20 protein-coding genes are annotated in these 23,038 nt (G+C 50.8%); 4 read left to right on the plus strand and 16 right to left on the minus strand.

Annotated features, from left to right (window positions below; genetic code table 11):
• Positions 1–33 precede the first annotated feature (33 nt).
• Entirely contained in the window at positions 34–1,440 is a 1,407-nt protein-coding gene (locus tag CLFS41_RS17535; RefSeq protein ID WP_045092997.1) for a deoxyguanosinetriphosphate triphosphohydrolase, read from the minus strand.
• A 360-nt stretch (positions 1,441–1,800) separates the two neighbouring features.
• On the opposite strand from CLFS41_RS17535, the gene CLFS41_RS17540 reads away from it, so the two are divergent.
• The 3 genes from CLFS41_RS17540 to zwf all read left to right on the plus strand — a co-directional run bounded on the left by CLFS41_RS17540 (position 1,801) and on the right by zwf (position 5,666).
• The gene (locus CLFS41_RS17540) at positions 1,801–2,772 is read left to right on the plus strand and encodes a beta-propeller fold lactonase family protein (RefSeq protein WP_007861818.1); all 972 of its coding nucleotides are present in this window, start codon (positions 1,801–1,803) and stop codon (positions 2,770–2,772) included.
• Between the two features lie 91 nt (positions 2,773–2,863).
• The gene (gndA, locus tag CLFS41_RS17545; RefSeq protein ID WP_007861819.1) at positions 2,864–4,282 is read left to right on the plus strand and encodes an NADP-dependent phosphogluconate dehydrogenase; all 1,419 of its coding nucleotides are present in this window, start codon (positions 2,864–2,866) and stop codon (positions 4,280–4,282) included.
• Complete coding sequence (zwf, locus tag CLFS41_RS17550; RefSeq protein ID WP_045092998.1) at positions 4,272–5,666, plus strand: glucose-6-phosphate dehydrogenase; 1,395 nt, start codon at positions 4,272–4,274, stop codon at positions 5,664–5,666. The genes gndA and zwf overlap by 11 nt, the downstream gene beginning before the upstream one ends.
• A gap of 23 nt (positions 5,667–5,689) precedes the next feature.
• Here the strand turns inward: zwf and CLFS41_RS17555 are convergent, their stop codons facing one another.
• From CLFS41_RS17555 to CLFS41_RS17565, 3 genes are read right to left on the minus strand one after another with little or no spacing between them, the layout of a single operon-like run.
• Entirely contained in the window at positions 5,690–7,018 is a 1,329-nt protein-coding gene (locus tag CLFS41_RS17555) for an MATE family efflux transporter (RefSeq protein WP_007861822.1), read from the minus strand.
• A gap of 1 nt (position 7,019) precedes the next feature.
• On the minus strand, positions 7,020–7,727 hold the full coding sequence (locus CLFS41_RS17560) for a gamma-glutamyl-gamma-aminobutyrate hydrolase family protein (protein ID WP_045092999.1): 708 nt from the start codon (positions 7,725–7,727) through the stop codon (positions 7,020–7,022).
• Positions 7,728–7,749: 22 nt separating this feature from the next.
• Positions 7,750–8,568, minus strand: a complete 819-nt coding sequence (locus tag CLFS41_RS17565; RefSeq protein ID WP_347468593.1) for a hypothetical protein — start codon at positions 8,566–8,568, stop codon at positions 7,750–7,752.
• 265 nt (positions 8,569–8,833) lie between these two features.
• Here CLFS41_RS17565 and CLFS41_RS17570 point away from each other — a divergent pair, with 265 nt between their 5' ends.
• On the plus strand, positions 8,834–9,463 hold the full coding sequence (locus CLFS41_RS17570; RefSeq protein ID WP_045093001.1) for a flavin reductase: 630 nt from the start codon (positions 8,834–8,836) through the stop codon (positions 9,461–9,463).
• Between the two features lie 161 nt (positions 9,464–9,624).
• Here CLFS41_RS17570 and CLFS41_RS17575 read toward each other — a convergent pair whose 3' ends face one another.
• The 12 genes from CLFS41_RS17575 to CLFS41_RS17625 all read right to left on the minus strand — a co-directional run bounded on the left by CLFS41_RS17575 (position 9,625) and on the right by CLFS41_RS17625 (position 22,970).
• The gene (locus tag CLFS41_RS17575) at positions 9,625–10,359 is read right to left on the minus strand and encodes an ElyC/SanA/YdcF family protein (protein WP_045093002.1); all 735 of its coding nucleotides are present in this window, start codon (positions 10,357–10,359) and stop codon (positions 9,625–9,627) included.
• A 116-nt stretch (positions 10,360–10,475) separates the two neighbouring features.
• Positions 10,476–10,844 (minus strand): RidA family protein, encoded by a 369-nt coding sequence (locus CLFS41_RS17580; protein WP_007861832.1) that lies wholly within the window; start codon positions 10,842–10,844, stop codon positions 10,476–10,478.
• Positions 10,845–10,996: 152 nt separating this feature from the next.
• Positions 10,997–12,286, minus strand: coding sequence for a CCA tRNA nucleotidyltransferase (locus tag CLFS41_RS17585; RefSeq protein ID WP_045093003.1), 1,290 nt, complete (start codon positions 12,284–12,286; stop codon positions 10,997–10,999).
• Positions 12,287–12,434: 148 nt separating this feature from the next.
• On the minus strand, positions 12,435–13,793 hold the full coding sequence (locus tag CLFS41_RS17590) for a D-serine ammonia-lyase (protein WP_045093004.1): 1,359 nt from the start codon (positions 13,791–13,793) through the stop codon (positions 12,435–12,437).
• A gap of 82 nt (positions 13,794–13,875) precedes the next feature.
• A complete protein-coding gene (locus tag CLFS41_RS17595; RefSeq protein ID WP_045093005.1) occupies positions 13,876–14,640 on the minus strand; it encodes an alpha/beta fold hydrolase in 765 nt (254 codons plus the stop codon).
• A gap of 18 nt (positions 14,641–14,658) precedes the next feature.
• The gene (locus CLFS41_RS17600; RefSeq protein WP_045093006.1) at positions 14,659–16,110 is read right to left on the minus strand and encodes a Na+/H+ antiporter NhaC family protein; all 1,452 of its coding nucleotides are present in this window, start codon (positions 16,108–16,110) and stop codon (positions 14,659–14,661) included.
• A gap of 217 nt (positions 16,111–16,327) precedes the next feature.
• A complete protein-coding gene (locus CLFS41_RS17605) occupies positions 16,328–16,882 on the minus strand; it encodes a cupin domain-containing protein (RefSeq protein ID WP_082082623.1) in 555 nt (184 codons plus the stop codon).
• Positions 16,883–17,100: 218 nt separating this feature from the next.
• On the minus strand, positions 17,101–18,540 hold the full coding sequence (gene proS, locus CLFS41_RS17610) for a proline--tRNA ligase (RefSeq protein WP_045093007.1): 1,440 nt from the start codon (positions 18,538–18,540) through the stop codon (positions 17,101–17,103).
• 35 nt (positions 18,541–18,575) lie between these two features.
• Entirely contained in the window at positions 18,576–18,755 is a 180-nt protein-coding gene (locus CLFS41_RS30115) for a hypothetical protein (RefSeq protein WP_147329427.1), read from the minus strand.
• Between the two features lie 319 nt (positions 18,756–19,074).
• On the minus strand, positions 19,075–20,148 hold the full coding sequence (locus CLFS41_RS17615; RefSeq protein ID WP_045093008.1) for an AI-2E family transporter: 1,074 nt from the start codon (positions 20,146–20,148) through the stop codon (positions 19,075–19,077).
• Between the two features lie 109 nt (positions 20,149–20,257).
• Positions 20,258–21,973, minus strand: coding sequence for a dihydroxy-acid dehydratase (gene ilvD / locus CLFS41_RS17620; protein WP_347468613.1), 1,716 nt, complete (start codon positions 21,971–21,973; stop codon positions 20,258–20,260).
• Between the two features lie 301 nt (positions 21,974–22,274).
• The gene (locus tag CLFS41_RS17625; RefSeq protein WP_007861845.1) at positions 22,275–22,970 is read right to left on the minus strand and encodes a FadR/GntR family transcriptional regulator; all 696 of its coding nucleotides are present in this window, start codon (positions 22,968–22,970) and stop codon (positions 22,275–22,277) included.
• Between the last annotated feature and the right edge of the window lie 68 nt (positions 22,971–23,038).

The following is a 23,038-nucleotide window of genomic DNA, read 5'->3' on the forward strand; positions in this document are numbered from 1 at the left end:
CGTATGCCAGCGGGACCCAAAAGGCTTTGCCTTCTAAACGATCCCGTTCAGTTCCTGATACATATCCTTGGCATAGCTGTCTGTCATTCCGCAAATATAATCCGTGACCAGCAGCAGGCGCAGATACAGTTTTTCCTCCTCGCTCCTGCCCTTTGAGCAGAGGGAGTATATCTTCTTATAATTATCGGAAATAAGGGAAACCATCTTTCTCTGCACCTGTGTCATGGCCAGGTCCGTATCCCACGGGATCACCCCGTCCACGAACCGGTCCAAAAGGAAGCTAAAGATGGTTTGTGCCGCGATCTCCAGCTTCAGGATGGGCCTGGTATCAAAGGCATACCTGTAGGCAATGTCCCCCAATGCCTCCATCAGTAGCTCCACATCGGTTCCCGCAAACATATCTTTTCCATAGGTACCATCCATGATGGCCCCGTAATGCTCCGTAAAACAGTCCGTTACCCCTGCGATCATCTGTCCCTGGGCGCTTATGATCCAGTTTTGTACCGCATACTGGTCCGGGCCGCTGTAGCCCCGCTCCACACCCTTGTGGTAGCGCTCCTCCAGCCAGGATACGATCTGCCGGTACCGGTCCGTCTGCCTGTCCGCACAGAATCCCTTCAGCTCCGCCAAAAGGCGGTCATAGGAAATGCAGCCCTTTTTCACCGCATCCTCTATATCCGCTGTCTTATATGCAATATCATCCGCCGCTTCCAGAAGAAAGGTGAGGGGATGGCGCCTGCCGCAGGTACCCGTGGACTGCTGCACGTCCTCAAAGTTGTCTTTATCTGCATAGAAATATCCCATTTTCTTGGTCCGGATATCGCCGCTGTCCTTACAGATCTCCAGGGAAGATACCGGATACTTGATAATGGTTCCCAGCAGGGCCTTTGTCAGGTTCATACCGTGCTCATCCACCAAAAAATGCAGCCGCGTAACCACACGGAACGCCTGGGTATTGCCCTCAAAGTTAAAAAAATCAAGGAGCATCTGGGGTTCCAGTATCTGGCTGATGGGTCTTCCCTTAAAATTGAGCCTGCTCAGATTCTGTTTAAACCAGTCCTGAATAGAAGTCTCCCCAAAATGTCCAAAGGGCGGGTTTCCAATGTCATGGATCAGCCCGGCGCACTGAAGTATGTCGCACACAGCGGCCTTGTGTTCAGGCAAAAATGTCTCGTCCTTGATCCTGGTACGGATGCTCTCGGAAATATTCTGTCCCAGGGACTTGGCCAGGGAGGACACCTCCAGGGAGTGGGTAAGCCTTGTCCTCACAAAATCACTCCTGTCCAGCGGAAACACCTGGGTCTTGTCCTGAAGGCGGCGGAAGGAGGCGCTTCCGATGATGCGGTGGTAATCCTTCTCAAACTCCGTGCGCAGGTCTGTGGATGATATTTTTTTATAACTCCGGATTCTGTCATCACAGAGCAGTGTATTCCAGTTCATGGCCTGTCTCCTTTTTGTTTTCTATCTCTATTATCAACAAATTAAGGAAAAATGCAAATAGTATTGGAAAAGAATTTCTAACTTTCCATAAACAGCGGATACCGGTTCTCCCTGCCGCACTCCCCTTCCTTTACCAGCAGCATCTCATCCTCAGGGTAATGCTTTTATTCAGAAAATTTCTCAACAGGACTCCGTGCAAAAGGCACATAACCCTGTAAATATCAGGGAATACTGGATTATCGGCTGAATGTTACATTTTTAATATTTCATTTGGCTCTTGACATATGTTACTGTAACTTTTATAATTACAATTAGTAACTGTAAAGTAATCAGTAACAGATAGCATAGAAAGGATCTCACATGAATAAACTCACCGGTTATCTGGGCACTTACGCCTCACCTGAAAGTCTGGGCATATACCGTTTCTCCCTTGACCTGAAGGATGGCTCCCTGTCCCGGCCCGAACTCTATTATAATGCCCCGGACTGTAAGTACCTGTCCCTGGACGGCACAATGCTGGCCGCCCCGGAGAAAAGAGGCGGCCTTGCAGGGGTCTGCCTGCTGGACATCAGCGCTAAGGAGCCTGTTCTTATAGGGGAAGCCTTCCACGAAACAGCGCCTGCTTGTTATGTAACACAGGATTGCGGACACCTGTACACTGCCAATTACCACGAAGGCTCTGTTCTGGTATATGACAGATCTCCCGAGGGGATCAAGCTGGCAAAGCGTATCCATATTGCACCCAAAGCCGGCTGTCACCAGATTCTCCTCTATGACCATTATATGCTGGTTCCCTGTCTGTTACTTGACTCAGTGAAAATATATGACTGCGACAGGGACTATTCCCTTGTGGGAGAGCTGACATTTCCAAGGGGCACAGGCCCCCGCCATGGAATATTTGATCCCTTCCATCATAGACTGTTCCTGGTCAGCGAACTGAGCAATCAGGTGTTCCTGTACCAGGCAGGAGAAACCGATCCACGGGAAGTATACCCCATCCTGCCCCAGGGAGCAGTATACCGTGACCCCCCTGCATCAGCAGCAGTCCGGTTGTCCCCGGACGGGCGCTTCCTGTATGTATCCACCCGTTTTGCCGACCTGATCACTGTCTATTCCATAGACGGATCCGGACTGCACCAAATCCAGCAGGCCGGCTGCGGCGGGGTCCATCCCCGGGATATCATCCTTACACCGGACGGCAGGTACCTGCTTTCCGTGAACCGTACCAGGGGAGGCCTTGTATGCTTTGGCCTTGACCCTGAAAGCGGACGCATCCTTGGCCTGTGTTCCCGTGTTCCCGCCCCGGAGGCGGTATCCGTGGTGCTTGCATAAGATGCCGCTGCATTGATGGCTGAAAAACAGCCGCAAAGATAGATGCTTGGGAGCCCCCAAGAGTACAAATAAATAATATGGAGGAATTAACATGACAAAGATTGATATTGGAATTATCGGCCTGTCCGTTATGGGGCGCAGCCTTGCCCTTAATATGGCGGACCATGGATTTAAAGTTGGAGGTTACAACCGCAGCGCTGCTGTCACAAAACAGGTGGTACAAGAGCATCCCCATGAGAACCTGGTCCCATTTTATGACCTGGAGGCACTTATATCCTCCCTCACCCCTCCCAGAAGGGTCATGCTGATGATCCAGGCCGGCAAACCTGTGGACGCGGTCATCGGCCAGCTGGCGCCGCTCCTGGAGCAGGGTGACATCATTATGGATGGAGGCAACTCCTTTTACGGGGATACCGTGAGACGGGCCAGGGAATTGGAAGAAAAAGGGATCCACTATCTGGGTGTGGGCATTTCCGGAGGGGAAGAAGGAGCAAGATTCGGTCCATCCATCATGCCCGGAGGCAATGGGGAGGCCTATGAGTCCGTACGTCCCATCCTGGAAGCCATTGCGGCCAGGGCAATGGGAGAACCCTGCTGCGCCTACATCGGGCCGGATGGCGCCGGACATTATGTAAAAATGGTCCACAACGGCATTGAATACGCCGACATGCAGCTGATCGCGGAATCCTATCTTCTCCTGAAATATGTGGGCGGCTTTACCAACGAGGAGCTGGCGGACACCTTCCATTCCTGGGATCAGGGTGAACTGCACAGTTATCTCATCGGCATCACCGCTGATATTTTCAGGGAGCAGGATGACCTGGGCCAGGGCCGGCTCATCGATTCCATCCTGGACAGCGCCAAGCAGAAGGGCACAGGAAGATGGGCCAGCATAGAAGCCTTAAAGCAGGGTGTGGACATCTCCATGATCACCTCCGCCTGCGCGGCCCGCATCATGTCCAACCACCTGGAATCAAGGGAAAAGGCCGCCCGGCTGATCCCTTCCCCTGATCTGCGGATTGCACAGGACAAAAAAGCATTTGCCCACATGGTCCGCGCAGCCTTATATACCGGAAAGATCATCGCATATGCCCAGGGGTTTGCCCTGATGCAGGATGCTTCCAGTCAGTATGGGTGGAATCTGGACTTAGGCAGGATCGCTGCCATTTTCCGGGCCGGATGCATTATCCAGGCCGCCTTCCTGAATGATATCACCCACGCATTTGAGGCAGAGGATAAGCCGGAGAACCTGATATTCGACACCTTTTTCCTGTCCAGGGTCAATGAGCACCAGGACAGCCTGCGCACAGCGGTATCCACAGGCGTGTTAAACGGACTTCCCGTTCCCGCCCTCTGCAACGCGGTATCCTATCTGGATGCGTTCCGGGCAAAGGCTGCAGGAGCCAACCTGATCCAGGCCCAGCGGGACTGTTTTGGCGCCCACACCTATGAAAGGACGGACCGCCAAGGCACATTCCACCACCAATGGAGGAAAACAGATGAAAATTGACACAAATATTACCATTTTCGGCGGCACCGGAGACCTGACGTTCCGCAAGCTTCTTCCCGCGCTGTACACCATGGTTCTCACGGGCAAGCTTCCGAATGCCAGCCGAATCGTCATCATCGGACGCCGGGATTATGACAGCGGCAGCTACCGCAGGGCGGCCAGGGACTGGGTGGAGAAATTCACCCGGCTCCCCTTTAAGGAAGACAGCTTTTTGCAGTTTGCAGAAAAACTGTATTACTATCAAATGAATTTTTCTGATATCAATGCCTACCAGGGCCTGGATGCATATTACAGGGAGCAGGATATTGGTTCCCACATCTTTTATTACGCGGTGGCTCCCCGCTTTTTCAGCGTCATCACCCAGGGACTCAAGGAAGTAAAAGGCTCTGAGAACGGCAAGGTCATCCTGGAAAAACCCTTTGGCGAAAACCTGGCCTCGGCAGCGGCCCTGAACAAGGAACTGGAAGCTCACTTCGGAGCCAGGGGGATCTACCGGATCGACCACTATCTGGGCAAGGAAATGGTCCGCAACATCCAGGCTATCCGGTTTGCGAACCCCATCTTCACAGATGTGTGGAACTCACGTTACATTGAGTCCGTACAGATTTCAGCCCTGGAGGATATGGGCGTGGAGACCCGCGGCGGATACTATGACGCCAGCGGCGCGCTAAAGGACATGGTGCAGAACCATCTGCTGCAGATCCTGTCCATCATGGCCATGGAAGAACCCGGTGAAATGACCCCAAAGGGGCTGCACGATGCCCAGCTGGATGTATTCACATCCCTGCGTCAGGCTGATGAGGAGTCCATCAGCGACATGCTGGTACTTGGCCAGTATGACGGCTACCGGCAGGAACCGCTTGTCAAACCGGATTCCAAAACCGAAACCTTTGCGGCCTTAAAGCTGTTTATTGACAACACCCGCTGGAAAGGGACCCCATTTTATATACGCACGGGCAAAAAGACAGGGATGCGGGAGATTGAACTTTCCGTGATCTTCCGCCGGCCATACGCCCAGGTGGAGCCCAATGTGCTGATCATCAAGATCCAGCCCACCGAGGGCGTCTACCTGCAGTTTAATATCAAGCGGCCCGGGGATACGGACGATATCATTCCCACCAAAATGGACTTTTGCCAGAACTGCAACCTGGTCCATCAGCTTAACACGCCTGAGGCATATGAGCGCCTGATCACTGCCTGCATTAAGGGTGAAAGCTCCTGGTTCTCCCAGTGGGACCAGATCGAACTCTGCTGGAATTATGTGAGCAGGCTGAAGAAGCTGTATTCAGATACGGACCTGCCTTTGTACTCCTATGTTCCGGGAACCCCCGGGCCCGGGGAAGCTGAGAGGATGCTTGGGCAGGGGGAGCATTGGCTTTTGTAGGATTGGATACGCGGCATTCCTTCCTACAGTTCCTTGCGTACCCTCCCGTAATATAAAAATCCAGCCAGATCCGCCAGGATCCATCCAATGGGAACCGAGACCCAGATCCCGGTCACCCCAATGGATGGGACGGATGCCAGCGCATAAGCCAGCGCCACCCTGGTTCCCAGGGAGATCACGGTGAGGACCACGGACATCCCCGGCCTTCTGACAGCCCTGTACAGGCCATACAAAAGGAACAGGCATCCGATGCCCCAATAAAATGCCCCCTCGATCCTGAGATATCCCACGCCCACGGCCAGTATCTCCGTCTCCTGGGGCTGGACAAAGATCAGCATCAGCTGTTTTGCAAATATCCATACAATGGCTGATATAAAAAGACAGAAGGAAATGGATACAATAACCGCGCTTTTGATCCCGGCCTTGATCCTGTCCCGTTTGCCGGCTCCGTAATTTTGGGCTATGAATGTGGAAAAGGCATTTCCAAAGTCCTGCACCGGCATATAGGCAAAGGAATCTATTTTTACAGCTGCCGCAAATGCAGCCATTACCACGGTCCCAAAACTGTTTACAAGGCCCTGCACCATCAGTATGCCGAAGTTCATCACCGACTGCTGGGCGCAGGTAAGAAATGAAAACTGGGATATTTCCCCAAGGACACGGCGGTCCATTCTCATATGGCTTTTTCCGATCCTGAACTCGGGCATTTTTACAAACGTATAGATTCCGATACCGACCCCTGACACAAACTGGGCGATCACCGTTGCCCCGGCCGCGCCCCCAACGCCCCAGTGGAATACCAGGACAAAGACCAGGTCCAGGATTACGTTGAGCACTGCCGCAATGCCTAAAAACACCAGCGGGATAAAGGAATTTCCCACCGCGCGCAAAAGGGATGCAAAAAAATTATACAGGAATACTGCAAATATCCCATAAAATATGATCCACAGATACTCCCGCATCAGGGCATACAGTTCACCCGGCACACACAAAAGCCTCATGATCGGGTCGATGAACAGAAACACACCTGCATTTACCGCCAATGCAACTGCCGCTATCATAACAAAGGAGACAAATATGCTGTTCTTAAGCATATCCGAATTTTTCTCCCCGAACCGGAGGGAAAACACGGCCCCGCTCCCCATACTCAGTCCCAGAAGGATAGAGGTAAGAAATGTCATCAGCGCATAGGCCGCTCCCACGGCAGCCAATGCATTCGCCCCCAGATAACGCCCTACGATCAGGGTATCCGCTATGTTATAAAATTGCTGCAAAAGATTGCCCAATATCATGGGCAGTGCAAACCGCAGCATGGTTCCTGTAATGCTTCCCACTGTCAAGTCTCTATGCATGTCACTTACATCCTTCAACAAATTCTCTGAATATTTTCCCCGAGTCCCGGTCTTCCTGACCCATAAACTCCGGGTGCCACTGAATGGCCTGTATGTATCTCTTATCCCGGGCATAGATTCCTTCCACCAGCCCGTCCTCGGCCACGGCCGAGATTCCCAGTCCAGGCGCCAGCTTTTTGATCCCCTGATGGTGATAACTGTTTACTCCCAGTTCCTCCTTTTCCAGCAGCCGGAAAAGAGGTCCCTCCTCTGTCAGTTTCACCTGATGGCAGGGCCTGTCATAAGGAGGGCACATATGATGCTCTATCTCCTTTGACCCTTGAAACTGTGACGGCAGATCCTGGTACAAGGTTCCTCCCATGAGCACATTGATAAGCTGCAGGCCGCGGCAGATGCCCAGAACTGCCTTATCATCGTTCCATGCCAAATGAAAAATATATGTTTCCAGCTGATCCCTCTGACGGTTGGCAGGGCCGCAAAGGCTGCTTTCCGTCTCGCCGTACAGTTTAGGCGCCACATCATGTCCCCCGGTAAACAGGTAGCCCCTGCACATGCTGTTGATTTGTTCTAAATCTCCCTTTTCCCATGTCAGGGGAAGCATCATGGGAATACCTCCCGCCCGGCGGATTCCCTCCATGTATCCCGGCACCATCCAGATACTGTCTTTTTTATCATCAAACAGGGGTATGACTCCAATTACAGGCTTCATCCGCATTGCCTCCATTCCTTTTTTATGACACTATACCACATTTTTCCATAAAGCAACAGATAAGTTCCCTGTTTGTTTGATTATTAATGGAAATGTCCTCCCTGGCTTTTGCACTCTCCCTGTCTCCTTCCGGATCTTCGCCGCACACGTCCATGCCTATGATCCGGCGGCAGGAGGCGGCCGCACTGATACAGTCCAATAAAACGGAACGTTTTGTACTCCCCTGGTTCCAGTTCGTCCTGGCATGATCCCGGCTCAGCACGTCTTTATCCACGGAAATATACAGGGGAAGGGAGGAGCTGCCCATCTGTTTCTTCCAAAAGCCCAGATCCGTCATATCATCCTCGCTGATCCACACCACCCTGACCTCTGCCATCCCTGATGCCGGCCCCGGCAGCGGCCCTGATGCCGCCCAGCTCTCCCCTGCAATCTCCCTCACGGCCTGGGCAGGCGGCCCTGCCAGCCACACGCGTTTCACCCTGGGATTATGCTCCAGTACTGTTTTGATCCATCCCCCGCAGGACAGGATATCCCCGAACATGGGGAGCTGCATATCCGTATGATGGTCAAACACAAGAAGTTCCATATCTTCCTCCACCTGGTCCAGCCAGATCTTGCTCAGATAATGGTAATTGCCTGAATCCAGGAAATGGATCCCCTCTTTCAGCTGTTTATCCCTGATCCGTTCCCCGATCCGCGCCTCTGCCTCCTCATCACAGTAGCAGTTTGTCCCCAGTATATCCCTGCAGTCGATCCACAGGTGCTGCATGTCCTTATAGAAATCCTCTTTTTCGTACACCCCGGAAAAGTTCATAATAACCAGTTTTTTCCTATTTTTCACGGCAGCCATTATCTCCCTTCTCTTTACTGTTTACATTTCTGCTAAACATGCCATTTTGTGTTAAAAAGATGTTATAATAATAGTAATTATTATTGATTTAATCCATTTTATGTGATATAATATAAACATATACATATTATCAAATGAACGTGGTAAAATCAAACTATACCCTCAACGGACAAGGGGGACACACGCCCCTTGTCCGCTGAGGATAGCAAACAGAATGTACCAAGTGCATCATATCCAAAACAGGAGGGTTATATTTATGGATCCAAAAGCATTTTTCAAATTAAATTATGGGGTTTACATTGTATCCAGCAGTGCTGACGGAAAGGACGGCGGATGCGTGATCAATACCATGGCCCAGGTAACATCATCACCGGCCAGGCTTTCCATTGCGCTGAACAAAAACAATTATACATTGAAGCTGATCGAGACGTCCGGTACATTTTCCGGCGTTGTCCTGTCCGAGGATGTGGAGATGGAGCAGATCAAGCGGTTCGGTTTCCAGTCGGGCAAGAATGTGGATAAGTATGACGGCATTCCCCAGGGACGCGACAGCCTGAGCAATCCATACCCCACCGAAGGGGTCTGCGCCCGTTTTGCCTGCCGCGTGATCTCCACCCTGGATGTGGGGACCCATGTGATCGTCATTGGTGAAGTAGTGGAAGCGGAGGTTATGGATTCTGCCTCCCCATCTCTCACCTACGCCAACTATCATGTAAAGAAAAACGGAACCACACCGCCTAACGCCCCTTCCTACCAGGAGAATACCGAAAAGGCGGCGGGCTACCGCTGCACCGTGTGCGGCTACATCCTGGAGTCAGACACGCTGCCCGATGACTTTATCTGCCCGGTATGCGGCAAGGACGCCAGCTATTTTGTAAAATTATAATATTGCTATATTTTCTTTTACCATATAGATAAAACGGTATGTGCACGGCCTGTGCATTGCTTCGGACCATTACGGACCGGAGCAGACCAATACCCCCATATCCTGCTCCCCAAATATAGCAGGGTATGGGGGTATTTTATGATGAGATAAACGGAAATCCCTTACTCATTCTCCTGGGGAACCGCTGTTGCGGAAACTGCCCGCTTACGGTTCTCATCCTTGTCATTGGTCACATTGCCGTCCCCGCTCACCGGAATGGAGTCTCCAAGGTAGGTGGGTTTTGGCATCACAATGGTGTAGATCAGGTCCTTTGGCCGTGCCAGAAGTTCCCTCACATCCCTCATCCGCTGCCCCCCGTAGGTTCTGGGGTCCGAGGCCACGCCGTAAGCCTCCATGCCCATGGACTGAGCCACATAGAGGGCGCGGTACATATGGTAGCGCTGGGTCACGATCACAATCTTCTTCACCTGGAAAATGTCCCTGGCGCGGTACATGCTCTCATAGGTGGAAAAACCTGCATGGTCCATAAAAATATTCTCAGAGGGAACCGCCCTGTCAATGGCAAACTGTTTCATCAGGTTCACCTCGTCATAGTTGACCTTTCCGTGGTCACCGCTCATGAGAAGTTTGTCCGATACATGTTCATCATAAAGCCGGATCCCCTGATCCAGCCGGTCGCTCAGCATACCCGATGGAGTACCGTCAGGCCTGACGCCGCAGCCCAGCACCATAATACAGTCCACATCCTCCAGTTCCCCGGCCTGGTCCGCGGTCAGGATATACTTTTCCTCTTTGCGGATCATATACAGATTCACCAAAAACATCACCAGGCATCCTGCCAATCCCAAAACCAGCAGCACTCTGACCGTCTTCCTCACAAATGACCTTATCTTCATCCCGCAAGCCTTCCTTTCCCGCCATCTCCCCCGGCATGTTTATATATCAGCAAAGCCGCACTTCCCGTGCATGACTACGGGAAAATGCGGCTTTTATGATCTTATCTGGTAATCCCTTATTTAACAGCGATTGCTTCGATCTCACACAGCACGCCCTTTGGAAGGGTCTTAACAGCCACACAGCTTCTGGCTGGCTTGGAAGTGAAATACTTAGCATATACTTCGTTAAATGCAGCAAAGTCACCCATATCTGCCAGGAAGCAGGTGGTCTTAAATACCTTGTCAAAGCCGCTGCCTGCTGCTTCCAGGATGGCGCCCACATTTTTGCAGCTCTGCTCAGCCTGTGCTGCAATGCCCTCAGGAGTAGTGCCGTCTGCCGGGTTTACAGGAATCTGCCCGGAAGTATAAACCATTCCGTTTACTTCAAATCCCTGAGAATATGGTCCAATTGCGCCTGGTGCTTTTTCTGTACTGATTACGTTCATTGTAAATCCTCCTTAATTTAGGGGAAATGTCCGTACGTTCATATATTCCCCATATTATTATTTTTCATTCTTACGCGTTCACACGAACCCCATAGCCATTATATCCAATTATTGAAAATGTTGCAATAGCTTTGTTATCTATGGCGGATCTGTTATTGCCCGGATCCAAGATACTGCAAAAGAATCTCCCTTGTGTTCCGCTTTGGATCCTCCAGCACAAACTCCAGAAGCCCGGCCAGCGCTGCGCCCACTTCCTTTCCCGGCTTCACGCCCGCCTCCATGATATCGTGTCCGCTGACTGCCAAAGTTTTCAGGCTGATGCAGTCCCCCCGGCAGCGGATCTCCTCCGCCAGCCGGGCAATGAGTTCCAGTTCCTCCCCTGTCTCCGGCCGGGGTTCCCCTGTCTTAAGATCCGGTTCGGCCAGACACATTTTCAGCGACAGCAGATCATCAAACAAATCCGGTTCCATCCGGCTCATCACAACCCGGATCGAATGTTTGTCCGGTGTAATCCTGGTTCCCTGCCAGTGAACAAGGGTCTTTGCCTTGTTTATAGTATCATTATCCAGTTTCAGATCTTTTAGCACGGCCTCCGCATGGTCCGGCGTGCATCTGCGCAGAAAGCCTGCCCAGCGCATGTGCTTTTCAGGAGCAATGGACGCGGGGATCAGGGGAACCCTGCGGTCCGTCCGTTCCACTGCGCTCTGAAAAGAGGCCGGAACCTTTCCGGCTTCCTCTTCTCTCCAGTATGCCCGGTGAAATGCGTCAGACACATAGGAACTGATCCCCGTATCATACACCAGCTCCATATGCCCCGGATGGCTGCTTAAAAGCAGCTTTGTAAGTTCGGTCTGGATACGCTCCTTGCTCACATGGACCATGTTGGGAGCGATCTTCCTGATGGCCTCATAAGTCCTGTCCTCAATTAAAAACCCTAACTGGGCGGAAAAACGGATGGCCCGCAGGATCCTCAGGGCATCCTCTGTAAAGCGGTCCATGGGTTCCCCCACACATCGGATGATCCCTTTCTTCAGGTCCTCCGCACCGCCAAATTCATCCACAAAACCGGTCCGGCTGTTGTATGCCATGGCATTGATCGTGAAGTCCCGGCGCTTTAGATCCTCCGCCAGGTTGGGGGTGAATTCCACATGGTTGGGATGGCGTCCGTCAGAGTACTCCCCGTCAATGCGGTATGTGGTGACCTCATAGCCCTCATTCCCCATCATCACAGTCACAGTGCCGTGCTGGATCCCTGTGTCCACCGTGCGGCGGAACACCTGCTTCACCTGGTCAGGCAGGGCACTGGTGGTGATATCCCAGTCTCCCGGCTCCCGCCCCAGCATCATATCCCTGACACAGCCGCCAACAACATATGCCTCATATCCATATTCATTCAGTTTACCGATGATCTCCTCTGCGGGAGCAGGTATGCTAATCTTCATATTATGGTTCCATTCCTTATAGTTTGTCTCTACCTGCTCTATTTTACCAGCTTTTTATTGCATTTTCCAGTCCGGATTATGCAGCATTTTGCCGTGCATCTTACTGTGTGTCTTGCTGTGCACCTTGCTGTGTGTCTTGCTGTGTGTCTTACTGTGTGTCTTGCTGTGCCCTAAGTTTCCTGCTCTTCTCGTAGTACTGTCTGCGCACATCCTGGGGTACAAGGTTTCCTCCTGTGGCCCAGGCGATGTGAACGGCCTGCGCCATCTGACCCTCAAGTCCGTGTTCCTTCAGGAACTTTCTTCCCTCAGGACTGGAACACAGTTTGGCCGGTCCCTGGAAGGCAGCACAGGAGCTGGGCTCTATGAAGATCCCCTCCTCGTCCATGAGCGCACCCATGAACCGGTACAGATTGTCATCCCCTATGGTAAACTCTCCTGCCAGCATATGTGCAATGGTCTTTCCCACAAATTTGGACGGCCGCCCCACTGCCAGCCCATCCGCCGCAGTCTGACCGGAAAGCCCGATGTCCTGGACACAAATATCATTGTGAAGCCCTGTCATAACCCCCAGAAGCATACATGGGGCCTGCACCGGTTCCTCAAAGAAACAGTATACATGATCCCCAAAAACCTGTTTTAACCCAAATGCCACGCCTCCGGGGGCGCCTCCCACTCCGCAGGGAATGTATACAAACAGAGGATGTTCCCCATCCACCGTCACACCTGTCCCGTCCAGCTGCGTTTTCAGGCGCTTGGCTGCTACGGAGTACCCCAGGAACAGATTCACGGAATTCTCATCATCCACAAAATAGCTCATTGGATCCTCCTTTGCCAATTTCCTCCCCTGTTTTACAGCTTCGCTGTAATCGGAAGCATATTCCATCACGTGGACACCCTTTTGCCGCAGCAGATCCTTTTTCCACTGCTTCGCATCCATGGACATATGTACAGTCACATTATATCCCAGGGCAGCGCTAATGATTCCGATGGACAGCCCCAGATTTCCGGTGGATCCCACATGGATGGAATGCCTGTGAAAAAATTCCCGGAACCGGGGAAGGGCAAATTTCTCATAGTTGTCCTCCCTTGTGATCATTCCCTGCTCCAATGCCAGGTCCTCAGAATGCTTCAGTATTTCATAGATACCGCCTCTTGCCTTTACCGAACCGGCCACTGCCAGGTTGCTGTCCATTTTTAACATCAGACGGCCCTCCAGCCCGGCCCTCCATTGTGTGTTCAGGCAGTCTTTCATTTTACCGATTTCCTTCAGGGGCGATTCGATCAATCCTCCCCACTCCACTGTTTCAGGAAATTCCCTCTCAATAAAAGGGGCAAAACGTGTCCATCTGCGCTCTGCATCATCTATATCATCCACGGAAAGGGTCAGCCCCTCCATGGCAGATTTCGTATCCATCAGGCCTTCATTCATCCATATGACCGCTTTGGCCTGTTCCATATCCTTTATTAAAGGATACTTGTTTTTTAACTCCTGTACATTTACCACCATATCAGATTCGTCCTTTCAATAATACCGGACCGCCCTGAGGCGGGATGCGCCGCAGGGCCGGACCTTTTAATGCAGGGAAAGCCTAATCTCCCATTATATCTTTTACAAACCTTTTTGTATAATCCAAAAGTTCCCTTTGCCAGGATACCCTGTCATAACCATGGGTTGCGCCGGAGATCACATGGCGCACAGCCTTTGGCACTGTCTCCTGATATCTGCGGGAATTATATACCGGCACGTCTTTATCGCCATCTCCCTGTATCAGCCTCAATGGCTTTTTAAAATTCCGTATGGCGGCCAGAGGGTCAATCTGCGGTGCGTCCAGCCCCTCAAAAAATTCATGGGAAACCAAGTCGCCCATAAAGTCCACATCATTTCCCTGAAGTCCTTTTTCAAATAATTCCTCCCCCAGCAGATGGCGGAAATTGGCATAGGGTTCACTGCATGGGCTCCACAGCAAAATACCATCCAACGGAACCTCATTGCACAGCACAGATGTGACAATGCCTCCCATGCTGTAGCCCAGTATCATAAATTTATCCGGCTTCACCTGCTCTTCAATCCAATGCAGGACCACCTTTGTATCTTCAATCTCCCCGTAAATGGTAGTGTAATGGCTGTCCCCTTCGCTGTCCCCTGCGCCCACACAGTCAAAGCGGCAGATGGTATAGCCCTCCTCCTGAAGCTCATGGCCAGCATTCACCATGATGCGGTGAGGCGTTATCTTGTTTCCAAAAAATCCATGTTTATAAAGGATCACTTTCTTCCCCCGCGCAGCCGGGTCCTTGTATTCCAGCAGGCAGACCATATCCTTTCCCCTGCTCTTTAATGTAAATGCCTCAATCATAAATTATTCCCTCCTTTGTCAGTCCTTTGGTTCTTCCTTCACCGGCTCTCCATTCTCTCCCTCAAAAATACGACCCCAACCAATCAGGATTGCAAACAGCATCACAAACCACAGGATGCATGGATAGAAGCAGGTAAAAAGAAATGCGTTAGGAGACAACACTTCCACAAAATCATAGGTTGTGGACAGTGTCTTCATGATTCCCAGCAAAAGCAGTACACTGCCGCCAAAGGGCATGCAGGCGTTAAAGGAATCACACGCCACAGCCAGGAAGTTGGCTCTGCGGTACGGGTGAAGCTTTGCCTTCTGTCCCACTGCATTTACCAGTGGCGATGCGCAGATGTTTGGAATGGTGTTGATCGCACTGATCAGAACGGAGAACACACTGCTGAACAGGAAGATGAGAAGCTCCGCCCCCCTGGTGGTTTTAATGTTCCTGCTGAGATGCTCCACCAGTTCTTCCATATATCCGCTGGAAATGAGCAGGGAACCCATGGAAACTACAACCATCAAAAGAATACACACGCTAAGCATTCCAGCCACGCCGTCCGGAAATGCTCCCATAGCTGCTCCATTTTCAATGCGGAACAGGTCTGAAAATCCAAATAATCCTCCTCCCAAACCTACAGCTACTGCAATGATAATCCCTACAGGAAGGGTAACAAACAGGTTGTTCCCCATAACCGCCATTCCGATAACAATCACAGTGGGGACCAACATAAGAAGTCCGGCAGGATTCTGGTTCTCAGCAAGCAGGGCCGCCGCCACACCAGTGTCCAGTCCCTGTCCCGACTTGGCTCCCCCGAATATGGCATACAGCACAATTGAAATAAGGAACGTGACTATAACGTATTTGGAACGGTCCTTAACAGCGCCGCCGATTTCCGCACTTCCTGACTTTTTTGTGTAAGTCTGGCCTGTGGTAGATACAATGGTCGTGTCTGAGACAGGTGCAATATTATCTCCAAAAATAGCTCCCGATATAATAGCGCCTCCCAGCACTGCAGGATTGCATCCCATAAGGATGCCAACAGGATACAAAATATAACTCATGGCTGCCACGGTACCAAAAGCAGCGCCTGTGGCCAGGGCAAATGTAGCTGAAAATAAAAAGGTTGCCACACAAAAGCCTGCTCCTGATAAATGCAGCTTAACACTGAGCCACACCAGTCCCTCTACCAAATGCCCTGATTTTAGTACAGAGCCATAAATGCCCACTATCAGCCAGATAAGAACCGCTGTCATGGCCATCTTATCCCCCAGGCCTTCCAACACAATGTCCCAGTATCTTGGCTTGTCCTTTACCAGCAGCATACCAACAATAAGACCGATTACACCAGAGGCGATCATCATGTTAAGATCCGCCGCATTGATAAATGATAACCCGATTGTAATCACAATGAATACAATGAAGGGCACCAATGACATCCCATTGCCTCCGTAAAACTCCAATTTTTTAGCCTTTTCCATACCGCTTCTCCTTTCGCTTTTGTTTAATGATTGTTAATTGTAACTTAACCATATATTAATATATACTTTACATTTTGTAAAGTACTTTTTATCTATTTTTTATATTTTTACTATGATATTAGCTATTCAATGTATATATGCAACAAAAAAGCTGCGATCATAGTTAATCACAGCTTAACGCATATTATTATTACATTTTGCTTATATCAACTTGCATTTAAAAACTGGGGGGTGTGATCGCAAATATTACCTGCACAATGGTCCCTCCCTGATTGTTCCACTGATGAGGAGTTAAAGGAGGTATACGGATACTGTCTCCCTCCTCCAGCCGGTAAGGAACCCCGGCAACGGTAATCTCCACACTGCCATTGATGACATATGCCACTTCCTCACCCGCATGTTCCTGAGGATTTCTTCCCGAAGTTAATCCCGGCGGTATGGACATCATACAGAATTCAATGCTTCCCCTTACATCCGGGGTCAAAAGAGTATAAGCCAGATCTGCATCCGGATGTCCGATCGTCTTGTTCTCCCCCCTCCTTACAATCATCTGTACCTGTGGCAGATCCTCCTTAAAAAACTTGAACATGGGCACTTCCAGCGCCTGGGCTATAGCCTTTAGCGTACTTATGGAAGGGTTTACCAAGTCCCTTTCTATCTGGCTGAGCATAGAGGCAGTCATGCCAGCGCGTTTAGCCAGTTCCCGAAGGCTCATGCCTCTCATGTTGCGGAAATCCTGGACTTTTTTTCCTAAGTTAATTTCTTCCATCATTCAATAACTCCCCGTGACTCACTTGTAAAACATTGGTCTTGCTTTATCATATCACAGTTTCCTATTTTATTGTACTATTTATCTATTCTTTAGAACTATCGCCAAAAAGGACATGAGGTATCATTCCCCATGCCCTTCCCTTTGACAATGCCTTTTTCTTAATGCCTGCATCACAATGTCCGCCTTATAAAGTCTGTTTCACAGCATACAGCCAGTCATTAATATGCCCGTCCCCAGTAAACCATCTTCTTGGCAGGTTTTCCGCAGCACACACAGTGGCCGGACAGGCTCTCCTGTACAAATGGCATGCATCTGGAGGTGGCCCCTGTCTCTTCCTTGATCTTATCCTCGCACTCCTGGCATCCGCACCACATGGCCTTTACAAAGCCCGGCTTGCTGTCCACTGTCTTTGCAAACTCATCCCACTCTGTTGCCGCATACGTGTGGGCATCCCTGTGGGCCTTTGCCTTCTCGTACATGGCCTTCTGAATGGTTTCAAGCATTTCTGAAACCTTTGCCTCCAGCTCATCCAGGGAAATAAAGGTCTTTTCATGGGTATCACGGCGTACCAGAACCGCCTGGTTCTTTTCCATATCCTTTGGTCCGATCTCCACACGAAGGGGGATCCCGCGCATCTCGCAATCGGCAAACTTCCAGCCCGGGCTCTTCTCGGAATCATCCGTCTTTACAGAGAAACCAGCCTTCTTAAGGCGGTCCTCCAGTTCAAACGCCTTGTCAAGAACCCCTTCCTTCTGCTGCTGTACCGGCACGATCATCACCTGGACCGGAGCGATTCTGGGAGGAAGCACCAGCCCGTTGTCATCACCGTGTACCATGATCAGGGCGCCGATCATACGTGTGGTCATACCCCAGGATGTCTGGTGTACGTACTTTAGTGTATTGTCCTTGTCCGTGAACTGAATGTCAAAGGCCTTTGCAAATCCATCTCCAAAATTATGGCTGGTCCCTGACTGAAGGGCCTTTCCGTCATGCATCAGAGATTCTATGGTATATGTCGCCTCAGCGCCTGCGAACTTCTCTTTGTCGGTCTTCTGTCCTTTGACCACAGGGATTGCCAGAACTTCCTCGCAGAAATCCGCGTATACGTTCAGCATCTGGATGGTTCTGGCCTCCGCTTCCTCAGCGGTTGCATGGGCCGTATGGCCTTCCTGCCACAAAAATTCCCTGGAGCGCAGGAACGGACGGGTGGTCTTCTCCCAGCGCACAACGGAACACCACTGGTTGTATACCCTTGGCAGGTCACGGTAGGAGTGGATATCCTTTGAATAGAAATCACAGAACAGGGTTTCGGAAGTAGGCCTTACACACATACGCTCCTGGAGGGGCTCCAGACCGCCGTGGGTCACCCACGCAACCTCAGGCGCAAATCCCTCCACATGATCCTTTTCCTTTTCAAGCAGGCTCTCGGGAATAAAGATAGGCATGTATACATTCTGTACACCTGTCTCCTTAAATCTCCGGTCCAGCTCATTCTGGATATTCTCCCAGATTGCATACCCTGCGGGCTTGATCACCATACATCCCTTAACGCTGGCGTAATCGCACAGCTCAGCCTTCTTTACCACATCCGTATACCACTGGGCAAAATCCTCATCCATGGATGTGATGGCTTCCACCATTTTCTTATTGTCTGCCATGACTTTTCTCCTTTTCTTCATCATTGATCAGTTTATCACCTGATCAGCTGGTTCAATGCTTCATTCACTGTTTTACGCAAAAAGAGCCATCCGATCCCATGCATTATATTGTGCAAGGGACCGAATGACTCGGCGGTACCACCCAAGTTAGCGTCCTGTCCATCACTGCCCAGGGTCTGTCCCCGGCAGCCGTTAAACACGAACCGCTCTCTCATAATCCGTTAACGCCGGACTTACGTTGCATTCATCATACAAAGCTCCAGGGCTGGTTGGGCATGTGCTGGCGTAAGGACCTTCCACCGTGAGTCCTCTCTCTGTGACGTGCATCAGGCTTACTATTCCCCTTCAACGCTGTCTGTCATCTATTCATATAACATCATGGTAGGGCGTGTTTAGAACACGCTCCGGATCATTTCTTTCACGTATTGTTGATTTTACGCCAGAAACACTACTTTGTCAATGCTTAAAAGCAAACAATATGCAGGACGTCTCTTATCCCCATCTCTTATCCCCATCTCTTATCTCCATCTTTCATCACCCCATTGGCTCCCTGGTCCATACCTCTACCAGATCCTCCACCAAAAGCAGACCCAGAGGACCCAGTATAAAGCCAAAGAATCCAAACAGTTCCAGCCCCACATACACGGAAGCCAGGGTCTCAAGGGGCGACAGCCCCACCTGTCCGCCCATCATACGCACCTCCATGATCTGGCGGACAAAGTAGCATACCAGATACAGGACCGTGAGAATGACGGCCTGTTTCCAGTCTCCCATGAGCAGTTCCAGCACGGCCCATGGGATCAGAACAGTACCCGTGCCGAATATAGGCAGGGCGTCCAGTATGCCGATCCCAATACCGGCCATGATGTAATAAGGATTTTTGATCAGGAACATTCCCCCGATACACAGTCCGGTGGTTATGAACAGTATAATTCCCTGGCTCCTAAACCACGCCTTGCCTGTCTGTACCAGCCTTCCGCCTATGAGGTTAAACTCCTTTCTGAAGGTGGACTGATCCCTCCTCACCCTCAGATCCTCCATCTCCTGAAGACTTAAGATAGCTGCCAGGAACACCACCAGACTGACAATTGCCCCCTTTGCAAGGCAGCTGATAATGGACAGGGAATTGGTCATAAGAAAGGGCATGGCTGCAGCCTTTCCCGTGTCTACCAGATTATAAAGCATTTCCCCGGCCATGTCCGCCACACAGTCATACCGCAGTCCAAAGGCAGCCTCCACCCGGTGGCAGCTGCCTGTAAGCCATATGTCAAAGCGGTCGATCCACACAGGAAGCCGCATCATGAGCATTTTTCCCTCTGCACACAGCTTCACTGCTCCCAGATACAGTCCTGTTCCCAGGATAGATACCAATATGAGAAATTCCACGCCTCCGATCACTCCAATAGGCATGTGGTATCTCTTTCCCTTCACAGTAACCCTCATCCGGTATGCCAGGAAACGGGCGGACGGGCGAAGGAGCAATGCAAAAATATAACCCACGAAAAAAGGAGCCACGAGGGGCAGCAGGTATTTAAACCCGGCATACACCGCTCCCGTGGTTCCTGTTATGATTAATAATTTCTTCAGTTTCTTACCGGGCTTTTCCATGGACTCACCTGTTTCTGATTCGTACTTCCTTTGTACCCTCTTAGTATGAGCCGATGGTTGGAAAATATACCAGCCACTTTTTTCTAATATTCAATCAAAAGTAACTTCATTAAACCATGTATCCGCCCTTCATAGGGGACACTGCATGTTCAGAGAAGATCTTAAGCACACCCTTTGTATACTTAGGCGGCATTGGCTTCCAGGCTTTCTTTCTCTCTGCCAGGATCCGGCCGATCTCCTCCTTGGGAAGTTCCTCTCCCTTAACGCCAATGATCTCCAGTACCCGGGCCGGGATATCGATGCGGATCAGGTCATCCTCCTCCACCAGGGCAATGGGACCTCCCTGGGCTGCTTCCGGTGACACATGACCGATGGCCGGCCCCTTGGATGCGCCTGAGAACCGTCCGTCCGTGATCAGGGCAATGGTCTTGCCAAGTTCAGGGTCAGAGGAAATAGCCTCTGTGGTATAGAACATTTCCGGCATGCCGGAGCCCTTAGGTCCTTCATAGCGGATGAATACAGCATCCCCCGGCTTGATCCTCTTGGAAATAACAGCCTCAATGGCATCCTCCTCACAGTTAAAGGGCCTTGCCCTGAGAACTGCCTGGAACATTTCCTTTGGAACCGCAGAGTGTTTTACAACAGCCCCTTCCGGCGCAAGGTTGCCCCTTAATATGGCAACGGTCCCGTCTGCTCCAATGGGCTGGTCAAATGTACGGATCACATCCGTGCGCTTTAGCCCCCATTGCTTCAGGTATCCCTCACATTTATCATAAAAACCGTTGTTCTTCAGCTCTTCCAGGTTTTCTCCCAGGGTCTTGCCTGTTACGGTCATCACATCCAGGTGAAGCATGGATTTAATCTCCTCCATCACCGCAGGAACACCGCCTGCATAATAGAAGAACTGAGCCGGCCACTTTCCCGCGGGCCTGATATCCAGCAGATAGTGGGCGCCCCTGTGCATGCGGTCAAAGGTATCCCCATCTATCTCCAGGCCGAACTCGTGGGCAATAGCGGGAATGTGGAGCAGTGAGTTGGTGGAACCGGAAATAGCTGCGTGTACCATGATCGCATTCTCAAATGACTTCATAGTCACAATATCGCTGGCCTTAATGCCTTTTCGTGCCAGCTCCATCACCTGTACCCCTGCCTTATAAGCCATTTCCTTTAAGTCCCCACAGGTGGCCGGCATTAAAGCGGAGCCGGGAAGCATAAGGCCCAGGGCCTCTGCCGTCACCTGCATGGTGGAAGCAGTCCCCATAAATGAACAGGCGCCGCAGGAGGGACATGCATGGTGTTTGTAGTAAGTCAGTTTTTCCTCTGTGATCTCCCCTCTCTGGCACATGGCAGAGTAGGCGCCGATCTGTTCCAGGGTCAGCAGGTCCGGGCCTGCATCCATCACCCCTCCGGTGACAACAATGGATGGCATGTCCAGGCGGCCAAGCCCCATGAGACATGCGGGAACGGATTTATCACAGCTGGCAATAAACACACCGCCGTCAAAACCAGTGGACTTTCCATGTATTTCAATCATATTGGCGATCATATCCCGGTGTGCCAGGGAGTAGTTGATCCCATCATGCCCCTGGGAAATACCATCGCAGATATCCGTGGTAAAATACCGGGCGCCCTTTCCTCCGGCGTCAGCAATCCCTTTCAGTGCCTGGTTTACAAACTGGTCCAGATGAGCGCTTCCCGGATGGCTGTCTCCAAAGGTGCTCTCCACCATGATCTGCGGTTTATCCAGATCCTCAACCGTCCACCCCATTCCAATCTTTAATGGATCATTCTCAGGAGCAAGCGCTCTCACTTTCTGGCTGTTCAATTCCATGATCATACCTCCTCAGTATAATAATTCATCAGATGTTTTCTGGTTTTATAGTAGCATTATTCATTATTTTTTTCAAGTCATCAGACTACATTTCCATTTTTTCATTAAAATATGCCTATTTAGATTGTGCATTTTATACAAACCTCGTAACAGTTCAGGACGGCGTGAACAGTTACCAAACTTCCTTAGAATAAAAAACATCCACAGATAAACTCCCCATTGCCGGCCTTAAGCCGCTCTCAAGGTTTTATCCATAGATGTCATCAGACTGCTTTTTATCACAGCACGTATTTATTTACTGCTTCATCATGTCCTTTATCATATTCCTGTTAAATGTCATATGCATCATCATGGCCGACTTTGCTCCCATGGGATCCCTTTCCGCAATGGCATCGGTCACGGCCCGATGGGTCATGATGGTTTCCTGGGTCAGTTTTCTGTGAGTTACATTTACAAACATCATAACAGCCGTATCAATGATAGGTACCAGCTGTTCCACCACCATATTGCCGGAACACTTTGCCACCGCTGTGTGGAAAGCGATGTCCTCCTCAATATAGTTTTCCCCTGTTTCAATCTTTTGCTCAATGACGGCGCACAGTTCCCTGAGGCGTTCCACATCCCGGGCTGTTGCATTCATGGCAGCCATCTCCGCTATGCCTGGCTCTAATATCATTCGGACATTCACAAGATCCATGGCCAGGGCCATCTTATCCTCCACCGCCCCCAGCCCCAAAGGATCCAGATCCATGGGCGTGGTGCTGACCACGTAAGTACCGGAGCCTCTGCGCACCTCCAGGATTCCTCTTGATATAAGAAGCTTTACCGCTTCCCTGATCGTGCTTCTGCCAACCCCAAACTTTTCCCCCAGTTCAAACTCATTCGGCAGCTTGGCCCCTATGGCAATAGGGGTATTCAGTATGTACTGGTATATCTGTTCCTGAACCTGCTCCGCAAGCAGCTTGCTTTTTAAGTGAGACAGTTCTCCCATAACGTTATGTACCGGTGCAATTACTGCAGCAATCCTTTCCTAGAATATGTTTAAAAATTGTCCCCCGC

Source organism: Clostridium sp. FS41 (genome assembly GCF_000954015.1).
Taxonomy (GTDB): domain Bacteria; phylum Bacillota; class Clostridia; order Lachnospirales; family Lachnospiraceae; genus Enterocloster; species Enterocloster citroniae.

Bases quoted from the DNA above. Each gene is read 5' to 3' on its own strand.
- CLFS41_RS17535 (WP_045092997.1), bottom strand. From the start codon at position 1,440: ATGAACTGGAATACACTGCTCTGTGATGACAGAATCCGGAGTTATAAA.
- CLFS41_RS17540 (WP_007861818.1), top strand. From the start codon at position 1,801: ATGAATAAACTCACCGGTTATCTGGGCACTTACGCCTCACCTGAAAGT.
- gndA (WP_007861819.1), top strand. From the start codon at position 2,864: ATGACAAAGATTGATATTGGAATTATCGGCCTGTCCGTTATGGGGCGC.
- zwf (WP_045092998.1), top strand. From the start codon at position 4,272: ATGAAAATTGACACAAATATTACCATTTTCGGCGGCACCGGAGACCTG.
- CLFS41_RS17555 (WP_007861822.1), bottom strand. From the start codon at position 7,018: ATGCATAGAGACTTGACAGTGGGAAGCATTACAGGAACCATGCTGCGG.
- CLFS41_RS17560 (WP_045092999.1), bottom strand. From the start codon at position 7,727: ATGAAGCCTGTAATTGGAGTCATACCCCTGTTTGATGATAAAAAAGAC.
- CLFS41_RS17570 (WP_045093001.1), top strand. From the start codon at position 8,834: ATGGATCCAAAAGCATTTTTCAAATTAAATTATGGGGTTTACATTGTA.
- CLFS41_RS17575 (WP_045093002.1), bottom strand. From the start codon at position 10,359: ATGAAGATAAGGTCATTTGTGAGGAAGACGGTCAGAGTGCTGCTGGTT.
- CLFS41_RS17580 (WP_007861832.1), bottom strand. From the start codon at position 10,844: ATGAACGTAATCAGTACAGAAAAAGCACCAGGCGCAATTGGACCATAT.
- CLFS41_RS17585 (WP_045093003.1), bottom strand. From the start codon at position 12,286: ATGAAGATTAGCATACCTGCTCCCGCAGAGGAGATCATCGGTAAACTG.
- CLFS41_RS17590 (WP_045093004.1), bottom strand. From the start codon at position 13,793: ATGGTGGTAAATGTACAGGAGTTAAAAAACAAGTATCCTTTAATAAAG.
- CLFS41_RS17595 (WP_045093005.1), bottom strand. From the start codon at position 14,640: ATGATTGAGGCATTTACATTAAAGAGCAGGGGAAAGGATATGGTCTGC.
- CLFS41_RS17600 (WP_045093006.1), bottom strand. From the start codon at position 16,110: ATGGAAAAGGCTAAAAAATTGGAGTTTTACGGAGGCAATGGGATGTCA.
- CLFS41_RS17605 (WP_082082623.1), bottom strand. From the start codon at position 16,882: ATGATGGAAGAAATTAACTTAGGAAAAAAAGTCCAGGATTTCCGCAAC.
- proS (WP_045093007.1), bottom strand. From the start codon at position 18,540: ATGGCAGACAATAAGAAAATGGTGGAAGCCATCACATCCATGGATGAG.
- CLFS41_RS30115 (WP_147329427.1), bottom strand. From the start codon at position 18,755: ATGAGAGAGCGGTTCGTGTTTAACGGCTGCCGGGGACAGACCCTGGGC.
- CLFS41_RS17615 (WP_045093008.1), bottom strand. From the start codon at position 20,148: ATGGAAAAGCCCGGTAAGAAACTGAAGAAATTATTAATCATAACAGGA.
- CLFS41_RS17625 (WP_007861845.1), bottom strand. From the start codon at position 22,970: ATGGGAGAACTGTCTCACTTAAAAAGCAAGCTGCTTGCGGAGCAGGTT.